The sequence below is a fragment of the Enterococcus rotai genome, assembly GCF_001465345.1.
Classification (GTDB): domain Bacteria; phylum Bacillota; class Bacilli; order Lactobacillales; family Enterococcaceae; genus Enterococcus_L; species Enterococcus_L rotai.
Genome location: NZ_CP013655.1, coordinates 2463361 through 2485553, shown reverse-complemented (window position 1 = coordinate 2485553; position 22193 = coordinate 2463361). Strand labels below are relative to the sequence as shown.

Annotated in this window: 16 protein-coding genes; 3 read left to right on the top strand and 13 right to left on the bottom strand. The window is 35.7% G+C overall.

Features of this window, described 5'->3' with window-relative positions; all coding sequences use genetic code 11:
• Positions 1-818: triphosphoribosyl-dephospho-CoA synthase CitG (gene citG / locus ATZ35_RS11555; RefSeq protein WP_208927367.1), on the top strand; the 818-nt coding region annotated here is incomplete at its 5' end.
• An 80-nt stretch (positions 819-898) separates the two neighbouring features.
• Here the strand turns inward: citG and ATZ35_RS11550 are convergent.
• On the bottom strand, positions 899-1627 hold the full coding sequence (locus ATZ35_RS11550) for a response regulator transcription factor (RefSeq protein WP_208927366.1): 729 nt from the start codon (positions 1625-1627) through the stop codon (positions 899-901).
• 112 nt (positions 1628-1739) lie between these two features.
• On the opposite strand from ATZ35_RS11550, the gene ATZ35_RS11545 reads away from it, so the two are divergent.
• Together ATZ35_RS11545 and ATZ35_RS11540 are read left to right on the top strand one after the other, a co-directional pair.
• Complete coding sequence (locus tag ATZ35_RS11545) at positions 1740-3590, top strand: sensor histidine kinase (RefSeq protein ID WP_208927365.1); 1851 nt, start codon at positions 1740-1742, stop codon at positions 3588-3590.
• 318 nt (positions 3591-3908) lie between these two features.
• A complete protein-coding gene (locus ATZ35_RS11540; protein WP_208927364.1) occupies positions 3909-5123 on the top strand; it encodes a YdcF family protein in 1215 nt (404 codons plus the stop codon).
• 51 nt (positions 5124-5174) lie between these two features.
• Here the strand turns inward: ATZ35_RS11540 and ATZ35_RS11535 are convergent, their stop codons facing one another.
• The 12 genes from ATZ35_RS11535 to ATZ35_RS11480 form a co-directional block, all read right to left on the bottom strand.
• Positions 5175-5516 (bottom strand): hypothetical protein, encoded by a 342-nt coding sequence (locus ATZ35_RS11535; protein WP_208927363.1) that lies wholly within the window; start codon positions 5514-5516, stop codon positions 5175-5177.
• Positions 5513-6811, bottom strand: a complete 1299-nt coding sequence (locus ATZ35_RS11530; protein WP_208927362.1) for a Y-family DNA polymerase — start codon at positions 6809-6811, stop codon at positions 5513-5515. Before ATZ35_RS11530 ends, ATZ35_RS11535 begins: the two co-directional genes overlap by 4 nt.
• 166 nt (positions 6812-6977) lie before the next feature.
• Complete coding sequence (locus ATZ35_RS11525; protein WP_208927361.1) at positions 6978-7520, bottom strand: hypothetical protein; 543 nt, start codon at positions 7518-7520, stop codon at positions 6978-6980.
• A 115-nt stretch (positions 7521-7635) separates the two neighbouring features.
• A complete protein-coding gene (locus ATZ35_RS11520) occupies positions 7636-8115 on the bottom strand; it encodes a hypothetical protein (protein ID WP_208927360.1) in 480 nt (159 codons plus the stop codon).
• Between the two features lie 177 nt (positions 8116-8292).
• Positions 8293-9018, bottom strand: coding sequence for a hypothetical protein (locus tag ATZ35_RS11515; protein ID WP_244148157.1), 726 nt, complete (start codon positions 9016-9018; stop codon positions 8293-8295).
• Positions 9019-9105: 87 nt separating this feature from the next.
• Positions 9106-9546, bottom strand: coding sequence for a hypothetical protein (locus tag ATZ35_RS11510; RefSeq protein ID WP_208927359.1), 441 nt, complete (start codon positions 9544-9546; stop codon positions 9106-9108).
• Positions 9547-9871: 325 nt separating this feature from the next.
• On the bottom strand, positions 9872-10411 hold the full coding sequence (locus tag ATZ35_RS11505; protein ID WP_208927358.1) for a hypothetical protein: 540 nt from the start codon (positions 10409-10411) through the stop codon (positions 9872-9874).
• 17 nt (positions 10412-10428) lie between these two features.
• Positions 10429-10923 (bottom strand): hypothetical protein, encoded by a 495-nt coding sequence (locus tag ATZ35_RS11500; RefSeq protein WP_208927357.1) that lies wholly within the window; start codon positions 10921-10923, stop codon positions 10429-10431.
• A 133-nt stretch (positions 10924-11056) separates the two neighbouring features.
• Positions 11057-11590: a hypothetical protein gene (locus ATZ35_RS11495; RefSeq protein WP_208927356.1), complete on the bottom strand. Its 534-nt coding sequence runs from the start codon at positions 11588-11590 to the stop codon at positions 11057-11059.
• 175 nt (positions 11591-11765) lie between these two features.
• Entirely contained in the window at positions 11766-12410 is a 645-nt protein-coding gene (locus ATZ35_RS11490) for a glucose-1-phosphate adenylyltransferase (RefSeq protein WP_208927355.1), read from the bottom strand.
• Between the two features lie 20 nt (positions 12411-12430).
• The gene (locus ATZ35_RS11485) at positions 12431-13087 is read right to left on the bottom strand and encodes a bactofilin family protein (protein ID WP_208927354.1); all 657 of its coding nucleotides are present in this window, start codon (positions 13085-13087) and stop codon (positions 12431-12433) included.
• 30 nt (positions 13088-13117) lie between these two features.
• Positions 13118-22192 (bottom strand): RHS repeat-associated core domain-containing protein, encoded by a 9075-nt coding sequence (locus ATZ35_RS11480; RefSeq protein ID WP_208927353.1) that lies wholly within the window; start codon positions 22190-22192, stop codon positions 13118-13120.
• Between the last annotated feature and the right edge of the window lies 1 nt (position 22193).

The window sequence follows — 22193 nt, the reverse complement described above, 5'->3', positions numbered from 1 at the left end:
AAGCAGCCCTTTATCCTAAACCTGGCTTAGTTGATCCTAAAAGTTGCGGTGCACATGCAGACATGAATTATTTTACTTTTATTGATAGTAGTACTGCACTGGCTCCCTTTTTAACAGAGTATGCTAATTTAGGATTCAACCATGAGGGAACACCTTTTGCCTTGTTTGAAAAAATTCGTACACTTGGACAATTGGCTGAAGCTTCCATGCTAGCTAAAACAAAGGGTGTCAATACGCACAAAGGGGCAAATTTTTCTTTTGCCTTACTATTAAGCGCAACAGGAAAAATAATTCATGATCAAAAACTTGAGCTGCCTTTTACTGAAAAAGATACAGCAGCAATTTTTGACTATGTAAAACAGATGACAAAAGGCTTGATTTCTAAAGATTTTGCCGGTTTAGCTCAAAAAGAACACTTAAGTTATGGAGAAAAACTTTATTTAGAACATGGTATTGTGGGGATTCGCGGTGAAGCAGAATTAGGTTATCCTGCACTTAAAAATAGTGCTCTTCCATTTTTAAGGCAACATCATAACAGAGAACAACAGACCTTATTCTTACTCTTATTACTACATTTAATGGCAACAATTGAAGATTCTAATTTAATTAATCGAGGCGGTATTTCAGCTTGGCAAAATGTCCAAAAGCAAGCGACTGAACTTTTACAAACGTTTTCCATAAACAGCTCTAAAAAAGAACTAGACGACGCTTTGATTCTGTTCGATCAACAACTGATCAAAGAACATCTCAGTCCTGGTGGTTCAGCCGATTTAGTTGCATTAAGCTTCTTTTTTGGTCGCTTGGAAGGTCTATTTTGAGTTTTACATAAAATAATATAAAAACAGGTGATGACCATTGATTGATCACCACCTGTTTTTATCACTATACTAACGATCAACTAAACGCTATTCCCTGCCTCTTTCCCTTCAGGATTAAACAGATAGCCAATCCCCCATACTGTCTGCAGATATTTCGGTTTTTTAGAGTCATCTTCAATTTTATTTCTTAAGTAGTTGATATATACCGTGATCAGATTCTTATCCATGTCACCGTCACTCCAAACACTGGCATAAATTTGTTCCTTACTAAATACTTGATAAGGATTTTCCATAAAAAATAAAATCATCATGATTTCTTTAGACGTCATGTTCACGATTTCACCATTCTTGCTAAATTGATACTGATTTTTATCGAATGAAAAGATACCCTCTCTCAACATCGTTTCATCCCGATGTTGGCTTAATGTCAATAACTGCTCTGTTCGATTTAATGTACTGACAACTTGCGCTCGTAATACATCTGGCGCAAATGGTTTAGAAAGGTAGACATCCCCTCCTGACTCTAGACCACTGATGATATCTTGCTCGCTTTTTTTCCCACTAACGAAGATAATGGGTGTCAAAGGCTGACGTTCTCGGATCAATTGAGCTAAATGGTAGCCGTCATTTTCATGTTCTAAACTAACATCTAAAAGAAATAATTGAAACTCTACTCGGTTCATGATATCCAGCGTTTTTTCGATCGTATCACTTTGATAAACTAATAATCCCGTTGACTGAAGCGACTTCCAAATCAATCGACGAATTGCCGGATCATCATCTACCACTAAAATTTTTTCATTCCGCAACGTGCACACCTCATTATTCTTTTTTACATTATCTATACAATAGCTGAATTAACTTTAAATTTCAACATGAACTTGTTATGATATGAACAGACTTTTAAAAGGAGCTAGACCAATGAAACGAACAAACAGAATTGTAAACATCATGATCGCAGCGATGACTGTTTTTATTGTTGTATCCGTTTTCTTTGCAATTCAAGGATTTTCTATCATTCGTAAAACAACGACTGCTAGTGGTCAAGATTTTTTACTTCAGTCGACAGAGTATGTTGGAAAAGTGATCCAACTGTCCATGAAAAATCGCCATCAAGCACTCAACTATCTAGCGATCGATGGAAATTTAAAAAATAGTGATGATCCGGCGACTTACCTAAAAAACAGTGCCTCTTCTCTAAACACTTTTTTTGAGTCACTAAACAATGAAACCGATGCTCTTTTTTACATCGAACCTGACGGTACTCCTCTTTATGCTTTTCATTGGGACGCTCAGGAAAAACAGGTAACGACCGCTGATATCCAAACGATTCGTCCCTTTATCAGCCATGATTTGTCCCTAAAGCAGCTACTTGATAAACCCACTGCACAAAATGGTGATTCCTATTTTATCGATAAAAAGGCCTATGTCAATTTTTATCAAGAAATCCGTACCTCAGCTGGCACTATCGATGGCTATTTGATTTTACCGCTAAATCTAGAAGCATTTTATAAAAACTTCTTACAAGATTTTGAATTAGATTACAAAGGCTATCCCATGATCAAAGATCGCTCAATGACCGTCGTGATGCATCCAGTCGCTCAGCAGGTTGGCCTAGATATTATTAATGGGCGAGAAGAATTGTATCCTGATTTTGATTATTCTGATTTAAAACGTCTCGAAAAATATCAGCTCAGCCATGATTCAGGAAAGCTAACCTATAAATCTTATTGGTGGGATGAAGATACACCAACTGAGGTCTTAAAAATCAGTGCTTTTGAATGGATCGATGTAGGTCTTGCTCATTGGGTCGTTGCAATCAACGCTGATTATAATGAACGAAATGATGATATTATTAACTTTGTCATTGTGTTGTCCTTCCTTTTAGTTTTATTATTACTTTTAATTATCATTTGCTCGTTGTTTATTCATAATTTTAGAAAAAAAGAAACAATCGAAGCAGAAAACCGTCAACTGATCGAAAAACAAAAACAACAAAAAATGCAGCATCAATTAGAATTAGAGCTTTACCAACGAAATAAGATGGAAACAGTCGGTCTACTGACAACATCGATCGTCCATGATATGAATAATTTCTTAACACCGATTATCGGCAACACTCAGTTGTTGTTGGAAGAACATGGAGAAGATCCTGTATTAAAAGCAGATTTAGAGGAAATTCTTCACTCTGCCCAAAAGGGAAAACAACTTTCATCCAATGTTCTACGCTTTTCAAAACCTCAAAAAAGCGTTCAAGAATGGATCGATATTTCAGCGGCTATCGGGGTTGCAACTCACTTGATTGGAGAGATCATTCCAAAAAAAGTGCAATTGACTCTGTCTATCCAAGAAAATCTAGGGACAACAAAATTAGAAGAAACCGATTTACAGAATTTAATCTACAATTTGATTACCAATGCCTATCAAGCGACTAAAGAGAATACAACAAACCAGCAAGAAATTTATGTAACTGTTTCACCTGCTTCAAAAGAATTAACTGAACAGCTGAAAAAAACAAGTTATCAGATGAATCAGATGAATCGTTTTGTTACCTTGGAAATTTCTGATAACGGTCCAGGGATTCCCACCGAATTACAAGAAAAAATATTTGAACCTTTCTTTACAACAAAATCTGCTGATGAAGGGACTGGTCTTGGTCTTTTCGCTGTTACCTCAATTGTTGCAAAATATGAATGGCATCTTTCATTAGTGTCAAAAGAAGGCCAAGGAACTAGCTTTTTTATCACCTTTCCAGCTCGTTCTTCTGAATAAGTCTGAAATGGAGTGATGTGGGACAAAAGTAAAAAGCACTTTTGTTTCACACCCTAAATACGAATAAACGGTGGGAGCAGAAGCAACCCCTTCGGAAATAAGCTAAAATTCACAAAAATTTGAAGAGCAATTTTCGTGAATTCCTTCTTATTTCTCGGGGTTAAACACTCCTGTCCCAACCTCTTCTATTTTTTCATTCTAAGTCGGACTTATTCACTTATATCATAAGATATTTACATTAACTTAAGGTTTGTAGTTTTTTTTTCGCTTATTTTTCGTTATACTAATGTGAAATCATTTATTGAAGGAGTTCTATCTATGGGGAATTATTTTAGTATTATCATTGGGCTTATTTATCTTATTGGCGTTTTTATTATTCCGAAATGGCGGAAAAAAAAGATAAACCAAAATTGGAAATTTTTTGAGTTGCTTTGGTTTTCACTTTGTTTTATTATTTATGTCATTTTTTTAGAAATACAACTTCATACTTATTATTTTTTAATTCCATCAAGCTTTTTATTGTTCTTCCTTTTCTGTTATTTCAAGGAAAAACGTAGATTAATCAATGGGTTATTCTTTAATTTGTTTTTAGTTGTCGGGATGACCTATTTAGGCGTTTTACTTGTTAGAACAATGAATCCACTATTGATTATTTTAGCAGGGATCACAGGTGTCGTCTTGTTGTTACTGCTATTGATTGGCCTTTATGCTTTACTCGCTTTTTTATATTGGAATGCGATTGTCGTTATGCGTAAAGAAGGTCATTCATTAGCGAATTTATTGACCTTGCTTTTAGCTATCGGCTTGACCGTTTTTCTGATTTTCAATTATTATTCAGCGCGAATTTTGCCGCAGTGGGCTTCACTATTATTTGGTATCTTACCCTTCATCATGTTTTATTTTTCAATCGTTTTCTATAATTTTTTAACGATTTCGATCATTTATCAATTTAATCAGCCAAAATATGAGCAGGATTTCATTATTGTTTTAGGCTCAGGGTTGATTGATGGCAAAACAGTTCCGCCACTTTTAGGCAAACGAATCGAAAAAGCGATTCAATTTTACCAAGCCCAGTCCAACGCTACTTTGAATCCACCAAAAATTTTGATGTCTGGTGGTAAAGGTGACGATGAGCATATCGCTGAAAGTATTGCGATGAAACAATATGCCATTGAAAAAGGGATTCCTGAAGAAGCTATTTTAGTTGAAACCAATTCTAAAAACACCTTAGAAAACATGCGCTTTTCAAAAGAAATCATGGAGCAAGATTTTGGGGGAACTGGTTTTCAAGCGATTTTCACGACGAACAATTTTCATCTATTTCGTGCCGGACTTTTTGCCAAAATGGCCAATCTGAAAGCAGATGGGATTGGGGCTCGAACAGCTTTCTATTTTCTACCCAATGCCTTTTTAAGAGAGTTTATTGCAATCGTAATGATGCATAAACGGCGTCATATAATTGTCTGCGGTCTGATTGCACTAATGATGATTCTATTCGCATTAGCTGAATTCTTTCTAGTCACTCACCGTTAAATCTGAAAAACCATCTAACTTTAGCACCGTATATAAAGTTAGATGTTTTTTTTAGTGTAACTGGACATGACGTATTTCGTCATAGCCAATCTTATGTCCTCCTACATAGATTCCCAATTCGTCATGACCTTGAATCAGACCAATAATATCTGCTCCATAATTTCCTTCAGAATCTAGTTCTTCTTTTTGAATCATCACTTCAACCTGATTTTGAAAAGCCTGAGCTAACACTTCATCGATTTCTGACCAACTCATTTGTCTTTTCTTTTCAGCTGGTTGTTTGTTCTTCTCTTGTTCAATGATTGCTGTATGTTCAGATAAATAAAAGCCTGCCCATTTTTTCATTTTCCGATCTTGATATTGTTCAAAATAATAATCTCGTTCCTTACTCATTGCAAGCCCTCCATTCCTCCTGCGTGTCCGCCAACGAGCGATGCTCTGGAAATTGCTGTACCGCCAGATGAAACAGAACTTGCGTGGACCAATGAAACGTAGCCAAAACGCTGGCGAATTTCGTCAATCAACTGGTCTAGTTTTAGTTCCTTCAGTTGCTCATCTGGCTCATGAAATAAATCTAATTGTACATAAGTACTGTAGTTCAGTTTGGAATAGGTAATTCCAATATGTCGTACTTCTTCTCCGTGCCAATGCTGCCTAAAAATGGTTAAACAGTAGTCGATCAATACTTTGCTGCTGTTTGTTAAAGGGACTTTCATTTGCCTTGAAAAACCTGAGCCACCCGCTTGACCAGCTTTGGAAAACCCCACAGATAAATGCACACATTCGGTCTGGCAATGGGCTTTTCGTAGACGTGCCGCCACTTGTTCTGCCATCTCTCTAATCACCACTTCGATCTCCTCTTGCTTCAAGTAATCTCGCATCAAAATTTGGGAATTATTATACGAGCGTTCTTCTGGTATGTATTTTTCAGATAAACGACTGCGATCGATGCCATGCGCATGTGCGTATAGCTGTTCACCAATGACCCCTAAATTTCTTTTAAGACTATTTAAATCCGCATGAGCCAAATCATATACGGAACGAACTCCTAGATTGTTTAACCGTTTAGCTAAGCGATGACCAATTCCCCACATATCTGTCATTGATTCAATACGCCAGACCTTTTCAGGAACGTCTTCATAATGCCATTCAGCTAATCGTTCATTATTGTGTTTTGATTCGATATCCATCGCTAATTTGGCTAATAAAGGATTATCACCCATTCCAATTGTAATTGCTAGACCTGTTTCTTTTTTGATTCTTTGTTGGATGACTTTAGCCAATTCTTTTGGTGTTTGTCCAAATAATTTCCAACTAGCTGTCACATCTAAGAAAGATTCATCGATCGAATAAATATGTAAGTCTTCTTCTGCAACATATTCTTTGTAGATAGCATTGATTTTCATGTTTTCTTTGATATATTCATTCATCCGAGGCGGTACAATCACTAATTCCGGATGATCAGGCACATCATATTTTCGTGTCACATTGGTGATGCCTAGCACTTCTTTGGCTTTTGGCGAAGAGGCTAGAACAAGACCGCCCGTATTTTCAGCATGACTCATCACAACAAGCATTTTTTCAAGCGGGTCATATCCTCTAGCCACACACTCGACTGAGGCATAAAAGGATTTTACGTCAATACAAAAAATCACTCTTCTGGATTCTTTTGCATAATCAAAAAACATAGCGATCCTCTCCTTATTCTATTTCACAATCAATTATACGAACATACGTTCCTTTTGTAAAGGGGAACAACTTTTTAAAATTTAAAAAGGGATATATAAAAAGAATACAAGCTATTATCCATTTTTTCTGATAATAGTTCGTACTCTTTTAGTATTAAATATAACTTTAACATAACGTCTTTATTACTACAGCTTCTGATAGTTGACCTACGAATAGTTCTTTTGAAGAAAAAGTATACATTTTATTGAAGTCCATTTCTTCACAAATAAAATAGTGATTTTTCTCCATTGATTTCAATAATTTTAACGACTTTCTTTGTATCCGTATAGTCTTCTCTTTTTTTCCAACTATAAGTTTATTATATAAATAGTTATCATCCGAATACCAATCCAACTCAGATATCATAATTAGCTTTAGTTTTTTCGTTGCCCAAATATGGTAGTTACTTGTTACCAACCATTTAAATTGTAATAGCTTTATTAAAAAGACTAATGATAGAAAAATCAGGGTTCCAGTAAAGATGTTTGATACTATATTTTTCCATTCAAATACAAAATAATATAGATTAAATAATAATATTGATAACAATAAACAACTAGTGAATTTCCAAATCAATTTATTAATAAACATTAATAATTTTCTTTTTACGATTGGTTCATATAGTAATATATCGTCTATTAAAATTTTTCTACGTGATTCAAAATCCATATACAACAGCTCCTTTTTCTTCTTATAAACTCTATTGGCTTATCCTATCTAAAATAATAAATTTTCTAGTTTATTCACTTATTACAAACTTTCTTTATTAAAATAATTACTCTCACTATTTTTTGATTTTACTCAAATGAATTAATTGCTCTGTGGGATTCCAATTTGGTTTAATCGAGCTTGTTGAATACCAACTAGAACCTCCTCTTATCCAATTTTCTCGCCATTTTTGTATCCCTTTATTTTTATCAGGATAATCATCTAAGCCAAATTGAAAACCACAACCTTGACAAATATCATATGAACCATATCCAAGACTGTTGTAAGCTGGCTCATCTAGTCCATCATATTTACAAACAGGACAAATATTTTTATTCGCATCTTTCTTCTTATACATAATTCCAATACTTTTTAATTGTTTCTCCACATCCCAAGCGATTGGTCGATCAGGAGTATACCAGAAAGAACAATCTTTTTTTATCCAAGTTTCTCTCCATAAGTCATGAGAAATTCCTTTATCATCATCTATTCCAAATTGAAAGCCGCAACAAGAACAAATTTCACAGGAAGGGTATTCCTTTCCATAAGATTCCATTTCTAAATCTTTATAACCACAAACTATGCATGTATACATTACATCACCTTTTCTTTTAAACTCCTACACTCCGAATTCTAAGCAAGTAACTTCCAACACTAAACTCAAATATAATTTTTATCTCTTCCGTCTTTGTTTTATGCACTTTTACATCATTTGATCTCAAGTTCATTTAGACTACAAAAAGAACAACCCACTCTCATTTGCAATTTTTTCGTATCTTTTTTTATCTTCTTCATTCTGAAAAACTAACGGTAAACTGATGTCATAATTTGTTTTTATAATTAAAGGAACAGTATTGAAATATAGACTACTCCACAAACTTTCTCTTAAAAAACCTTTAAAAAACATATTTAATAGATTAAGATCATCTATTAAATAAACAGTATTTTTACTAGTCTTTAGAACCTCAATTTGATTTAACAAGATATATTTATCTATTTGATCCAAGTGTTTCTCTTGGTTTATCAGAAACTCCGTTAAGATTTGACTATTTTCAAAAATCCCAAGATCGATGTAGCACTTTTCTTTATTTAATTCAAAAACTTTTTTTATAAAATAAAGAAATTTAGTTTCTTGACTTAGTTTGAAGTAGTCATTTGAAAGCAAATTTAATCGAGGATCTTCGTTAGTCATTGGCTTATTAAAAATATCTAGTGCAACTTTTATATACGTTTTTTGGGCTATGCTAAACAGCTCAGCATAATCTTCAGATTGAATATATAGATTCCATAACTTACTATCAATGCTCGTATTATCGCTATTAATTGGTTGAATTATTGGAATAATACCATCTTCAAGTCTAATATCTAAATTTATTGCCTTTTTCATCATAAGCGACTTCGCCCTTTCTTTTTTCAAAACCTCTTTTGCTTTTAGAATTTTCTCAGGAACTTCCATCATGATTTGCTCCATTACTCTAGATTTTCAAACTCTATTTTTCAATTAAAAATAAATAGCTACAGTCTTCATCTATATTTCAACTTACTACTAATCTAATGTTGGATCAGCAGCAAACCAAGTAAAAATAGATTCCTCTTTTGGATTTTCCATGTTGAGCCAAGCTATATAAAATATTAGTTCCTTAATATGAGTCTCTTTATTGAGAGTTAAGTCCATTCCATTATTTAAATAGAAATAATCAACACCAGTAGTATTTCCTATTGTTCCTATACTCAATTTTAAATTACCTTTAAAAAAACTTATTAATGATAAATCTTCTCCTGATTCAATTTCACTTTTTATCACTTCATTTTCATCAATATCTAGGATGAACTTTACATTTTCAACATTCTGAGTAATTTTCAATGCAATACTGATTCGTTTATCAACTAAATAATTTTTACTATTAACTTTTAGTGATTTGTAGCTATATTTCTTTTCTATATTATTTTCAAATAATCGAATATTTCCTAATGGGGTTTTCAACATAAAAACTTATCCTCCTACTATTTTAAATACTGTTTAGGATCAACTGGATAACCATGTATTCGTCCAGCACCATCAATATGCACTCTCACACCAGTTTTTCCATTGGAACCTATCACTTTTCCAGCATCCCATACCTTAGTGCTGTCATTTAATAACTTTCCTTTTACCCAACCTTCTTGTGTTTCATTTTTCTCCTTATTACTTCCTCGGATGTAATCAATTTCGCTTATGTATATATCCAGAGCAACTAAAATATACAGCTACTCTGGATTTTTAAATTCTATTTTCAATTCACAATCAATAAGAAATAGCACTTATTACTAGATTAAGTTTGGTATAATTCACCATACTTTTCAATTTTTTTATATTCTATTTCAATCTTTTGAATAGCAGAATTCAAAAGATTATTTTTATTTATCTCCCGCAAACCATTAATAATATTTTCCAACACTTTTTTCCATTCTGCGACAAAACCCTTTTTTGATAATTCTATTCTAGAATCATCATTTAACAGTTTTTTCGTTCCTCCCACAACTGATGTCCACTCTGAATCAATTGTTAGGCAATCATTACCCTGCCAAGACATATTCCAAACACCATGAAATGAACTTGAAGGCCATTCAATAGTCATCGTTCCTTCTTCTTTCGTTCGAAGCTGAAATAGCATTTCTAAAATATCATCTATCAGTTCACTTAAATTATATTTATACGAAACAACTATTGGAATATAATTCCAAAACATTATCATATCTTCTGTATGCAAAATATAAGCACTTTCTATTAAATCAGACAAATCTGAAATATCTTCTATTTCCATTGCTCCATTACTATTTATTTTTGGGTTACTTGCTTGTATTCTAAACATTACAAAATTTTCCTTTCTTATTCTGATGGATACCCATGAAATGTGCCTGTCCCATTATTTCTTATCCATATCCTTTTAGCTGGAACTGTACTCCCATCCGGTTTATGAACAACTGAAGAGGAACCCGGCGGTAAATCAAAGTACCCACTCTCTCTTGCTCCTAATTTTTTTGCTAATTCAGAAGCATAATCCAAATCTTTATTACTCCACTGTCCCTGAGGTGTTCCTTCGCTTTTAGCTGTAGCAGGCCCTTCTTTCCAGTTCACCCCATGCTTTTTACTACCTTTGTATTTTGCTTCTGGTTTTATTGAGGTATTTTTATTAGCATCTTTCGCTATTTTCTGAATATAATCCCCAATAAACCAGCCAACTATCCCATTCGCAAGGTCTTGTGCACTTGGGACTTTTGGTAACGATGGAAATGAGAAGTTTCCATTATCTAAATCTGGTTTAGGTATCATCGTTACAGGTGGGACTACTGGTACTCTTGGAATGTGAATCACAAATGCCATTCCTACGACAAGTCCTGAGTTACTTACTATTTATTTATTGATAAAGACGTAATTAGCGCTACTGAATAAATTATGTATATAGTCGGAGTAAGCTGTAAAAATACTTAGCTTACTCCAACTTTGATTACCTTTTCTACTGATGATTCTCGTATTGCTGATTCACCAAATTCGTCAACTGTGGTCGAGGTGACCACTCTGCTGGTTTGTCTGGTTTAAAGTGCCATTGACAACCTCCTAATATCCAATTTTCACGCCATTTTTTTATACCTTTAACTTTTTCTGGATAATCATGCAGACCAAATTGAAAACCACAACATGGACAAATATCATCTGAAGGGTATCCATATTCTTCATCATAAGCTGGTTCAAATAATCCATCAAACTCACAGACTGGACAACTATTTTTTATCACATCACTCTTTTTATAAACGACTCCACTCTCTTTTAATTGTTTTTCTACATCCCAATTTTCTGGACAATCAGGACTATACCAAAAAGGACAATCTTTTTTTATCCAAGATTCTCTCCATCGCTCATGAGAAATTCCTTTGTCGTCATCTTCACCAAATTGAAAGCCACAGCAAGAACAAACTTCACCCGAAGGATATTCTTTTCCATATGGTTCCATTTCCAGTTTATTAAAGCCACAAATTAAGCATTTAAACATTATCTACCTCTACTCCTTTTCAAGTTATTTGCCTAGTTGCCTATTCCAGTAGTCTCATGCTTTTTTGCATAATCTTCAATATTTTTTATTGCAATTTTTGAATATTAATATTACTATATTTTTTCAGCCTAGATAACTAAAATTTAAGATCGCTATTACATGTTGCTTACATCATTCAAATCCATCCTTTTAAGCTAAGAATTTTTAGAACCAATTCAAACTCTAGAGAAGAAACCTGCTTCTTATATTCTGTGAAAGTAACAGTTGATAGGCCCGTTCTATACGCCCATATTTCTTGTCCTCTTCCTTTAGCAATTATCAGTATACTTTCATCCATTGAGGAGATAGAAAAATAATCATCCAAACTTGATATTACGGCAGTACCACCAATATGCATTACGCCAGTAATTTTTACATCGCCAAAAATTTGTGCATCACCACTTATAACTACAGCATCAGTTATAACTGCATGTCCAGCTATTGAAGCATTTTGGATGATTTGAGCATTTCCTGTTACACACGCAAATTCATCTACTACAGCATTATTGAAAACTTTCCCAAATTTTTCTATAATTCCATTCCCTTTGACCACAGCTTCCTGATTTACCTCACCATAATCTTTTACATATGCCTGCTCATAGACTTTTGCATCTTTACTAACCCAACTATCATCGTATTGATTCAGATTTTTTTCTGATTCTATAAACCCACCGTATTCACCTTTTTCTACTACACTAAACTCTCTGACTGCTTGGATTCTATATAATTTATGCCCATCAATTTCTATAGATTCTTTTGTCAATTGATATTTTTTCTCCATTAGATAACTTTCCTTCACTTTTATTTTAGATTAAATCCATTTATTAATAACACTCCATAAATAACCTCACCACAATCCTTCTCATTTGTCATGAACGCTTCCAGACTCTGTTCATAACCTTCTTGATTTGTTACATAAATTTCGTTATTTCGAGCTTTATAGATAGTCAGTATTTGATTGTCTAAATTAATATTCTCTACTATAACATAGTCACTAGACGTACGGACGGTTCCTTTGCTTCTAATATATGCATTACCATATATAGTCACGTCCCCACTTATAATACTGTTTCCCTTAACTGTTCCAGCAACTCTTACTTCGTCATAAATTCTTGCCTGACCAGAAATGTGTGCAGATTCACGAATCCAAGCATTGCCATAAACTTTTGCATTACCTTTAACTACAGCATATTGGAAAATAATAGCATTCTCAAAAACGACTGCAGATTCTTTCACATTCGCGGCATGTTCGACCCTAGCATCACCATATACTTTTGCTTCGTCATATACCCAACTATTATCATATTGATTCAAATTTTCTTCCGATTCTACGAATCCACCATACTCCCCACAGTTTACATCCGAAAAGTTTTTAATTGCTTGGATTCTATATAAAATGCGCCCTTTATACTGTATATATTTTTCAGTTAATCTATATTTTTTTGTCTCTTCATTCATAGCACGTCACCCCTCAAATAATATATATAGTTATTTTCCAAAAGAAATAACGGAACCATCTGGTGCCAAATCTATATACTTACCATTTTTTCTATACCTTTTAACTCCTGGTGTATCTCCTTTAACTGGTTTCCCTTGAACACCTTTCTTAGCTGTTCTTGCAAATTCTTCTGCTTTTCTCAGATATTCTTCAACAGTTTCTGCCCCAACTTCTTTCCCATGTCTATCAAAATGATCTTCTAAGGAATCTTTTTCAGTTTTATATGAACCCTTAGCCCACTTTCCAGTATCTAAATCGCTATTTTTTGCTATTTTCTGAATATAATCCCCAATAAACCAGCCTACTATCCCATTAGCAAGGTCTTGTGCACTTGGGACTTTTGGTAAAGATGGAAATGAGAAGTTTCCAGTATCTAGATCTGGTTTAGGTATCGTCGTTACAGGTGGGACTACTGGGACTCTTGGTATTGGAATCACAAAGGCGGCTCCTACAACCAACCCTTTATTCTTACCTGTCCATTTTTTATCCGCCGTATCACAAACTTTCTTGATCCGAACGGTTGCCATCATACGAGTGGCTTGCGCACGTTGAACCTGAACTTGATAGCGATAAGCCGCACTTTGATAATACAGCGCCTGACTGTATGTCTGATAACCAACAGGCTGTCCATTTCTTCCTCGGATATAATTGACACCGACGTAATTTCGTTGTGGGTAATACGTTCTTCCACCATAATTTCCCACGTAACGAACGCCTGATGGTATTGTGCCCCAAGAGCTTGAAGCACGAGGTGAGGATGGTACAACGGCATTCCAGACAGCTTTTGCGCCATTCCAAACAGCACTTGCTACCTTTTTGACACCGTTCCAGACTTTTTGCGCGCCTTGTTTGACTCCGTTCCAGACCTTTTTAGCAGTTTTCTTCACATTATTCCAAGCCTTAGACCACCAACCTGCATTTCCGCTGCGGTCACGGTATTTCTGCGGGTTGTTTTCTACATAGATATAGCGGTTCTGGCTTTGAGGTTGTTCCACTTTTCCATACCAGGTATCCTCTTGTAGGAAACGGCCTGTTGTGGTGCTGTATTCTCTAGCACGTAAATGGATCCGGTTAGACTGATCATGGTATTCACTGCGGTAGCCATACTCATTTTCTAAACGTAAGGTGGCTTCCCCATATTCATTATACAAGGTATTGGTGATTAATTCACCGCTTTGTCGATTCGTGATCGTTCCAATACTGCTATAACCATCACGATGGTATTGATCTTCTTGGTCCCCTAAGATATCGGTTTCTTCGCCAAAGGTAAATTCTTGTCTTTGGGTCGTTTTGACTTTCTTATCATAGGTTTCTTGCGTGAGTTTGGCTGGACTAGTGTGTTCTTGATTATATTCATTCAATGACGTAACGATTTTGATCGAATGGTTTTTATCCAGTTCTTTTTTTAGTTTCTCCGTTTCAACGGTTTTTCTTGGTTTATCATGGTCTTTACGCCATGGTCGATCCTTTGGTAAACAGCGTAAGCGATCGGCCATGGTTGGCTGTTTCGCTACAGCAGTCAAGATTTCATGTAAGGTGACATCTTGGTTGTTTAGCGCTAATTGGGCAGTACGATCGGTTTGTTTCATCCAAGCTTTTAGATCGGTTTTGATCCGGCGTCCATGTTCGGTTGCTGTGCCTTTGATCACGCGATTACCTAGTGCATCGTAGCCATAAAAAGTATAAACACCGTTACTGCTCGTTTCTTGGATCAAGCGGTCTTCTACATCATAGAGATATGTGGTCACTTCACCGGTCATGGCGATTTTTTTGGCGACATTGCCATTGGCATCATACTCAAATTTGGCGCCTTTTTCACTTGTGATTTCGGTGACTTGATTCATATTATTGACTTTGTATTCATAGAAGGTTTTCTCTTTGTCATTGACCTTTTCTGAATAGGTGATTCGATTTCCAGCATCATCGTAATAGTACTCAATTTCAGTCTTTTTCTTGCCTTCGACTTCGATGACTTTCGTCAGTTGATCTTCGGCATCATACTCATACGTTTTTTCAAGTGTTAATTTCGGGTATTGAATCGTTTCTTTTTGGAGATTGTCATTTTCATCGTACGCATAGGTCATTTTTGCTAATGATTTTCCATTGGCTTCTAAGGTTTCAGCTGAACTGATTTCTCCTGTGGCTAAATAGTCATATTGTGTGATTGTGCCATTTGGATAGCTGATTTTTTTGATTTGACCTGCTCCGTCGTGTTCGTATACCGTTTTTTGATCACCATCTGCTACAACAGTTAGTTGATTTTTCTTGTCGTATTCATACGTGATTTTTCGTTCACTTGGGTAGGTCACGCTAGTCTTGCGTCCTAAAGCATCATAGCTGTAGGTTAAGTTTTCACCTTTTTCATCGGTTGCTTTTGTTAAATCTCCATATTGATTGTATTCAAATGCCACCTCGCCTTTGGTTGGTATCGCTTGTTTCAAGGCTTCATTGTCGATTGCTACAGTTGGCTCCGTTGTTTCATAAGCCGCACTTTTCATTTTTTCTTCATCCGTAAAGGTATACGTGAAGTTGGCATTTTTGGTAACTTTTTCGACAAGCTGATTCATTTCATCGTACTTGTATTGAATCGTCTCTTCTTTTGGTGTAGTTGTTTGCGCTAATTGTCCATCTAACGTATACTCGTAACTTTCTTTTTTCCCATTGGCTGAAAGAACACTGTCCAACTCACCTGTTGGCGAATAGTTGAAGGTAGTCTGATTACCAAGGGCATCTTTGACACTGGTCAAATTGCTTTGAAGATCGTAGGTATAATTAGTTGTTTTTCCTAAGCGATTTTTGACGCTAGTCAGTTGATCGTTTGCATCATAGCCAAAATGTTTTTCTTTGCCCTTTGCATCCGTTTCTTTTACTAAATTCCCGTTACCATCATAGTCCATTCTTAGTTGATGGTTTCTAGGATCTGTGATTTTTGCGACTTGCTGTAATTGATCATAAGCATAGGTTGTTTTATGTCCAAGTTCATCGGTTTCTTCTGCTACTTGATTTAATTTGTTGTACGTGTAACTAGAAGTAAAGGCCATTGGATCTTGTTCTTTGGTCACATTTCCATTACTGTCATATTCGTAGGTGGAAACTTGTTCACCAGGCGCGATAAAGCGGGTCACTTGACCATTTTCATCGTATTCTGTTTTCGTTTTATTACCACGAATATCTGTCATTTCAGAAACTCGATCTAGTAAGTCATAACTATAGGCAACACTCGTTTTATTAGGATAAGTCAGTTTTGTGAGCTGTCCAAATTTATTGTAGTCGTAAGTCGTTTTTTTACCTGCTGCATTGGTTTCTGCTATGCGCTGTTGATAGTGATTATAACGATACGTTTCAAGCGGCTCTTTTCTAACATTGTCTTTCACAGCAAGTAAATTGCGGTAAGCGTCATACTCATATAACCGTTTATACCCTTTGGCATTTGTTTCAGAAGCAAGCTGACCATCGGAGGTATAGGTCATTTCTGTCACAGCTTTTTTAGGATCTGTGATTTTTGAAAGATTTCCGTGTGCATCATATTCATAGGTTGTGATGCGTTTATTTGGTTCTGTTTTTTTCAATAGTTGGTCATTGGCATTATACTCATAACTTGTTTTATTGCCATTGAAATCTGTTTCAGCAATTTTCCGTCCAACGGGATCATAGTTTACCGTTTGCTGGAATTTTTTAGCATTGATTGTTTGGATCAGTTGATTATTGCCATCATAGGCATAGGTTGTTTGATTTCCTTCAGCATCCGTTTCTGATAGGACATTGCCATTAGCATCATACTTGATTTTTTGACTATTTCCTAAAGGGTCTTTGGTTTCAATCAAGCGATTATTTTTGTCATAGCTATAGGTTGTGACCTCATTTTTAGCGGTTATTGACTGAACCAGTTGACTATTTTTGTTATAGGCATAACGTTGTGTTTCGCCTAATGGATTGCTTTCTTTGATCAAATTACCACGTTTATCATAACTATAGGTATATTTCCCGCCATTTGGCATCACTTCTTCCAGAACATGTCCTAAACTATCGTAGGTTAATGTTTGACTCGTTTCTTGTGGGTGAGTGATTGTCGTTTGCTGCCCTAACTTATTGTATGCATAGATTGTTTTATTTCCTGCAGCATCCGTTTCGGCAATTTTTTCACCAAAAAGATTGTATTCATAGGAAATTTTTCGTTTTTGTTCATCTGTTGCTGTAAGCATCTGACCGTTTTTATCATAGGTGTAGCTTTCACTTTTACCGTTGCTGTCGGATTGCTTGATGCGCTGACCAAGAACATCATAGCTATAATTGATCGTGACGTTTCCTGGTGTTGCTTCTTTGGTTAATTGATTTAATAAATCGTAGGAATACGTTGTTTTTCGACCGATTGCATCTTCAAATGAAATTAAATTTCCGCTAGCATCGTAAGAGAGCTGCGTTATTTGGCCTAATGGATCAGTTGATGCTTGTAATTGATTATCTTTCGTATAGCTATAGGTTGTCTTATTGCCTAATGCATCGATTTTTTCAACTAAATTACTGTTGGCATCATAATGATATTGGGTAATATCCCCCGTTGGTTCAACTGTTGTGGCTAGCTGATTCAACGAATTATATGTGGATAGTTTCTTATTTCCCAACGCATCGGTTTGTGAAAGAACGTTACCTTCTCCATCGTATGTGTAGGTTAACACGTTACCATCTGGATCCGTGATTTTCGTCACATTCCCTTGATTGTCGGTTTCATAGACTGTTTTATTGCCAGCAGCATCGGTTTGCTCTGAAAGATAACCTAGCGGATTGAAGCCAAATGAATGCTGATTATTTTCAGGATCGATTTCCGTTGTTTTGTTGCCTCGTGAATCATAGGCATAATTTGTTTCACGATCACCTGATAATTCCTTTAGCAATTGACTTTTCTCGTTATAAGAATAGGTGGTTTTCAGTCCATTACGATCGGTTTTAGCCGTTATATTTCCCAACTCATCGTATTCATAGAGAATCGTCGTTTGATCTGGATATGTTTCTTTGATCCGTTGATTTTTTTGGTCATATTCATAGGTTGTTTCTTGTTTTAGTGCATCGACTTTTTTGATTAGATTTTGATTTTTATCGTAAGCATAGGTCGTTTTTTTCTTATCATCGACTGTCTCAGTTAAAGGATCACCTAGGGCATTTAAAGTATAACGTGTAATTGAACCTGTAGCTGTTTTTTCTTCGATTACTTGGTTTAATTCGTTATAAATAAATGTTTTCGCATTCCCTAGATAATCTGTTTCCTTGGTGATATTTCCATTTGCATCATACTCAAACGTTTGTTTCCCGCCAGCAGGATTGATCTCAGCGATTTTTCTGCCTAATTTATCATATGTGAAACTTGTCTGATTTCCGTTAAAGTCAGTTTCTGAGAGCAAGTAGCCTTCTGCACTATAGGAATAGGTCTTTTTATTCCCATTGAAATCTGTTTCTTCAATCAGTTCACCACGCTTATTTCGTTTAAATATCTTAGCGTTTCCTGCTGCATCGAATTCTTTGGTGATCAAGCCTTTGGCATCATATTCATACCCAGTTTTTGCTCCATGAGCATCACTGATCGACGTTAAATTACCAGCCTGATACGTATAATTTTCTGTGGCTCCATCCGCATCGGTCTTACTCGTCATTTTTCCTTGTCCATCATAAGAATAGGTGATCGCTTTTCCATCTGGACGTATGGTTTGTAGTAATTTTCCTTGTTCATTGTAATGATAATTGGTTTTATTGCCTAAACGATCCGTTTGCTCTGTCAATTGGTTACTAGCATTGTACAAGCTGACTTCCGTACTTCCATCTGGAAAGATCGTTTTAGTCACATTCCCGTTTGCGTCGTTTTCATAGGTGGTTTTATTGCCTGCTCGATCAATTTCCTCGATCAGCTGGTAGCGGTCATTATAACGCTTGATTTCGCTTTTACCATCAGCGTATTCAATCTTTGTTGGTTGAAAATGATCATTGTAGGTGGTGACTTCTTTGTTTCCATTGCCATCGATCGTCGTCGTTTTATTTTTTTCATACGTGATTGTAACAGTATTGTCTTTGGCATCCGTTTGTTCGATAACACGGCCTTCTTTATCAAATTTATTTTGATAAAGTAATGTTCCTTCGTCATCAGAATACGAGGTCATAAAGTGATTATCATTGTACGTATACGCTATTTTTTTCCCTAACGCATCGGTCACTTTTGTTAAGTTTCCTTTTGCATCGTATTCGAAGGTGTTCGTTGTCTGATCTGGGAAAGTGGCTTTTTTTATGTGCCCATTATCATCCCAATCAAATAAAACTTTGCTGCCGTTAAATTGTTTGATTGCTTTTAAAAATCCAGTTTCTTCTTCGTAGCTGTATTCTTTGGTTTGACCGTAGGCATTCGTGATTTTTCTTATTTGCCCTGTTGCATCAAATAGATAGGTCAACTTTTGTTCTGTATTCGTTAATTCGAAGCTGCGTTTTTCATCTTTGATTTTTTTCGTCAATGTATAAGGCGAATCGTCTGATACTTGATAACGCCCATCTTTCCCACGGTCAAAAAAGATTTTACCACCATCTTCTTTTGTGAGCATCATTGATTTATCTTCTAACTGGTTTAAAGTCAAGTATTGGTTTAGTGTCCAGTTTCTGCCGACTGGGCTATCCATACCGCCGCCTTTAGAATTATAGGTTCTGGCAAACAGTTGCTCTTCTTCAAAATCGTACCAAACACTATCTGTCATTTCGTAAATTAAATTTCCACTACCAATATTGATTGGTTCAAAACCGTATTTACAATGTTTGCCTCGACCAACTGATAATGCATCTAAGCGGATTTTATCAGCCTTAGAAAGTGGTTGTGACTGATAAGCTTTTCCTTGATTTTTCTTTGGATTTCGAATAAAAACAATGTTTCCTTGGGTCAATAATTCATCTTTCATGTTATTATCCCGCATAAATGTTGCCCGTTGTTTTTCTAATCCGTAGAATTTTAAGAGACGTGGTAATGTATCTTGACTCGTTACTTTATATAGTTGGAACTGATCATAGGTTTGTTTTGATTCTTCCGTTCCATGCGTGATCGTGGCTTCCACTTTGTAAAGATGGTTTTCCTTCAAAGAGCTGGTCAGTAATGTATTGGTTTGCCAATTGCTGGAAAGCTCTAAATAGCGATTAGCATGTTCAAATAATTTTGGATAGTTAGGGAAGATATAATCTCGCCCAATTGATGGATCTGTTCCTGAGAAGGTTACTTTATTTTTATCACTTGTATCAATCACACGATAATTTATCTTAGCATCTGGTCGACCGATACCATCCATCCCTAATGCTTGAAACTGAACTAAGCCGTCATTATCAGCGCTGACAAAGGGGCGCAGTTTCAAGGTGGTATCTTTAAGCGGCATGTTTTTATCGATTGGCGGACGTTCACGATGCTTGATCACTAAATAAGGAGATGTCGTCGTTACGCCACCTTTTGGTGCAGCAAAAACTTCAGCCGTAGAATAAGGTAATTCATGAGACGTTACTTTATTCGTTTTAACGATCATCCCGTAATTACTGCCGCCATTGATCCAGTCGTTTGCTAAATTAGTGATATCAAAATTAACTCTACGGTTATTTGGATCAATGCCACCAATCATGGTTTCTTTACCTGATTCATTGGCAGGAGGTCCATAAGGGAATTTTGCATCACTAAACCCTTTATACGTAGCTTTGGAAAAGGCTCCGATGTCTTTAGTCAAGCCATGAACTTCAAAATGACGATTGACTACTTTTCCACTACCATCTTTTGCACGATCTCCCCAAAATCCTGGTGCTCCTGTTCTAAATAATGAAAGGTTTGCTGATTCGATTTCTCTACCTTTACCAATTTTTTTCAATTCTGCATCAGGGATCTTGATTAACCCATAAGTAACAAAATGTGCTGCTCCTAATGTTCCGTTATAGCCATCATCATAGCCAATATACATATAATCTTGGAACCAATAATTCATTTTGTCATCATACTGACGAATACTAGTCGCTTCAATTCCTTGCTCGATTTTCGCTTGGACAAATTGGACATTGACACGTGCTGCTTTTAAGTTTTGACTTTTTTCTTGATCAAGAGCTCTTAGCGTCAAGGTATTCGTTTTACTGTCAAAATCAGCCTCTGCAGTTGAAATAAAATCACCTGTTATTGTTTCAATCGTTGGTGTAGGAACAGCACTCACAAGCTTTTCACCATCATAAAGACCAATAATTCCCTGCTCTTTTTCTTCTTTCGCTTGCAGAGTATCAGGTAGCTTTAACGCAAATTTAACAGTTGTCAGATCGGTTTCTTCAGAAATATATTGACTGACTTTCACTCCAGTTGGCTGATATGAAATTTCTACAGGTTCTAAATCATTTTCAGCAGCTAGTAAAACTTTGTCATCTTTAACCGCTTGAACTTCGTATTTATCGTCTGGTAACCCGATCCCTACTTTTGAATCACCAACCTTAACTGTCGGTACTTCTTTTTCAGTCACCTCATTTGGTACTTGAACTTCAACTTGCTCTTTTGCAATATAAGTATCTTTTTCCTCTTCAAAAGTACCATTAAATTCCTGCCAGTTGTCTTTTTCTTTTTCAAAATGAATGGGTTCTGTAAATACAACAGTTTCTCCCACACCAGTTTCAGGATGAACAAATGTTTTCGTTGTCTCGGAACGATCGGTTATCATTTCCGTCAGCCCTTTTTCTGCCATATCTTCTTTGACCGATGCCAACATACTTTTTTCATCTGCTTCAAACGCTGATTTTAATTGTGGCGCAACATCTAAAGTTGTTTCCGTTTGATTATCTGCTTTTTCAGTCGTTTGGTTTTCTTTCTCAGTACTTTCTTCCGCTTTTTTAAGTTTTTGTTGCGTTTGCTGATCGAGATCTTCCTTTTTCACTTTTTCTTGTGTAGCGATTACTTCACTTGAACCAACAGTTTCTGCTTTTTCATTTTCTTGTGCAAAACTTTGGAGTGCTCCCCAAGGAAACAAGCCTAAAACTTGTACTCCAGCAACAAACAACGTAATCCCTTTTCTTTTCCAGCCCTTTTTCATCATC

Excerpts from the sequence above, each read along its gene's own strand:
- ATZ35_RS11545 (WP_208927365.1), top strand. The coding sequence starts at position 1,740 with ATGAAACGAACAAACAGAATTGTAAACATCATGATCGCAGCGATGACT.
- ATZ35_RS11540 (WP_208927364.1), top strand. The coding sequence starts at position 3,909 with ATGGGGAATTATTTTAGTATTATCATTGGGCTTATTTATCTTATTGGC.
- ATZ35_RS11535 (WP_208927363.1), bottom strand. The coding sequence starts at position 5,516 with ATGAGTAAGGAACGAGATTATTATTTTGAACAATATCAAGATCGGAAA.
- ATZ35_RS11530 (WP_208927362.1), bottom strand. The coding sequence starts at position 6,811 with ATGTTTTTTGATTATGCAAAAGAATCCAGAAGAGTGATTTTTTGTATT.
- ATZ35_RS11525 (WP_208927361.1), bottom strand. The coding sequence starts at position 7,520 with ATGGATTTTGAATCACGTAGAAAAATTTTAATAGACGATATATTACTA.
- ATZ35_RS11520 (WP_208927360.1), bottom strand. The coding sequence starts at position 8,115 with ATGGAATCTTATGGAAAGGAATACCCTTCCTGTGAAATTTGTTCTTGT.
- ATZ35_RS11515 (WP_244148157.1), bottom strand. The coding sequence starts at position 9,018 with ATGATGGAAGTTCCTGAGAAAATTCTAAAAGCAAAAGAGGTTTTGAAA.
- ATZ35_RS11510 (WP_208927359.1), bottom strand. The coding sequence starts at position 9,546 with ATGTTGAAAACCCCATTAGGAAATATTCGATTATTTGAAAATAATATA.
- ATZ35_RS11505 (WP_208927358.1), bottom strand. The coding sequence starts at position 10,411 with ATGTTTAGAATACAAGCAAGTAACCCAAAAATAAATAGTAATGGAGCA.
- ATZ35_RS11500 (WP_208927357.1), bottom strand. The coding sequence starts at position 10,923 with ATGGCATTTGTGATTCACATTCCAAGAGTACCAGTAGTCCCACCTGTA.
- ATZ35_RS11495 (WP_208927356.1), bottom strand. The coding sequence starts at position 11,590 with ATGTTTAAATGCTTAATTTGTGGCTTTAATAAACTGGAAATGGAACCA.
- ATZ35_RS11490 (WP_208927355.1), bottom strand. The coding sequence starts at position 12,410 with ATGGAGAAAAAATATCAATTGACAAAAGAATCTATAGAAATTGATGGG.
- ATZ35_RS11485 (WP_208927354.1), bottom strand. The coding sequence starts at position 13,087 with ATGAATGAAGAGACAAAAAAATATAGATTAACTGAAAAATATATACAG.
- ATZ35_RS11480 (WP_208927353.1), bottom strand. The coding sequence starts at position 22,192 with ATGATGAAAAAGGGCTGGAAAAGAAAAGGGATTACGTTGTTTGTTGCT.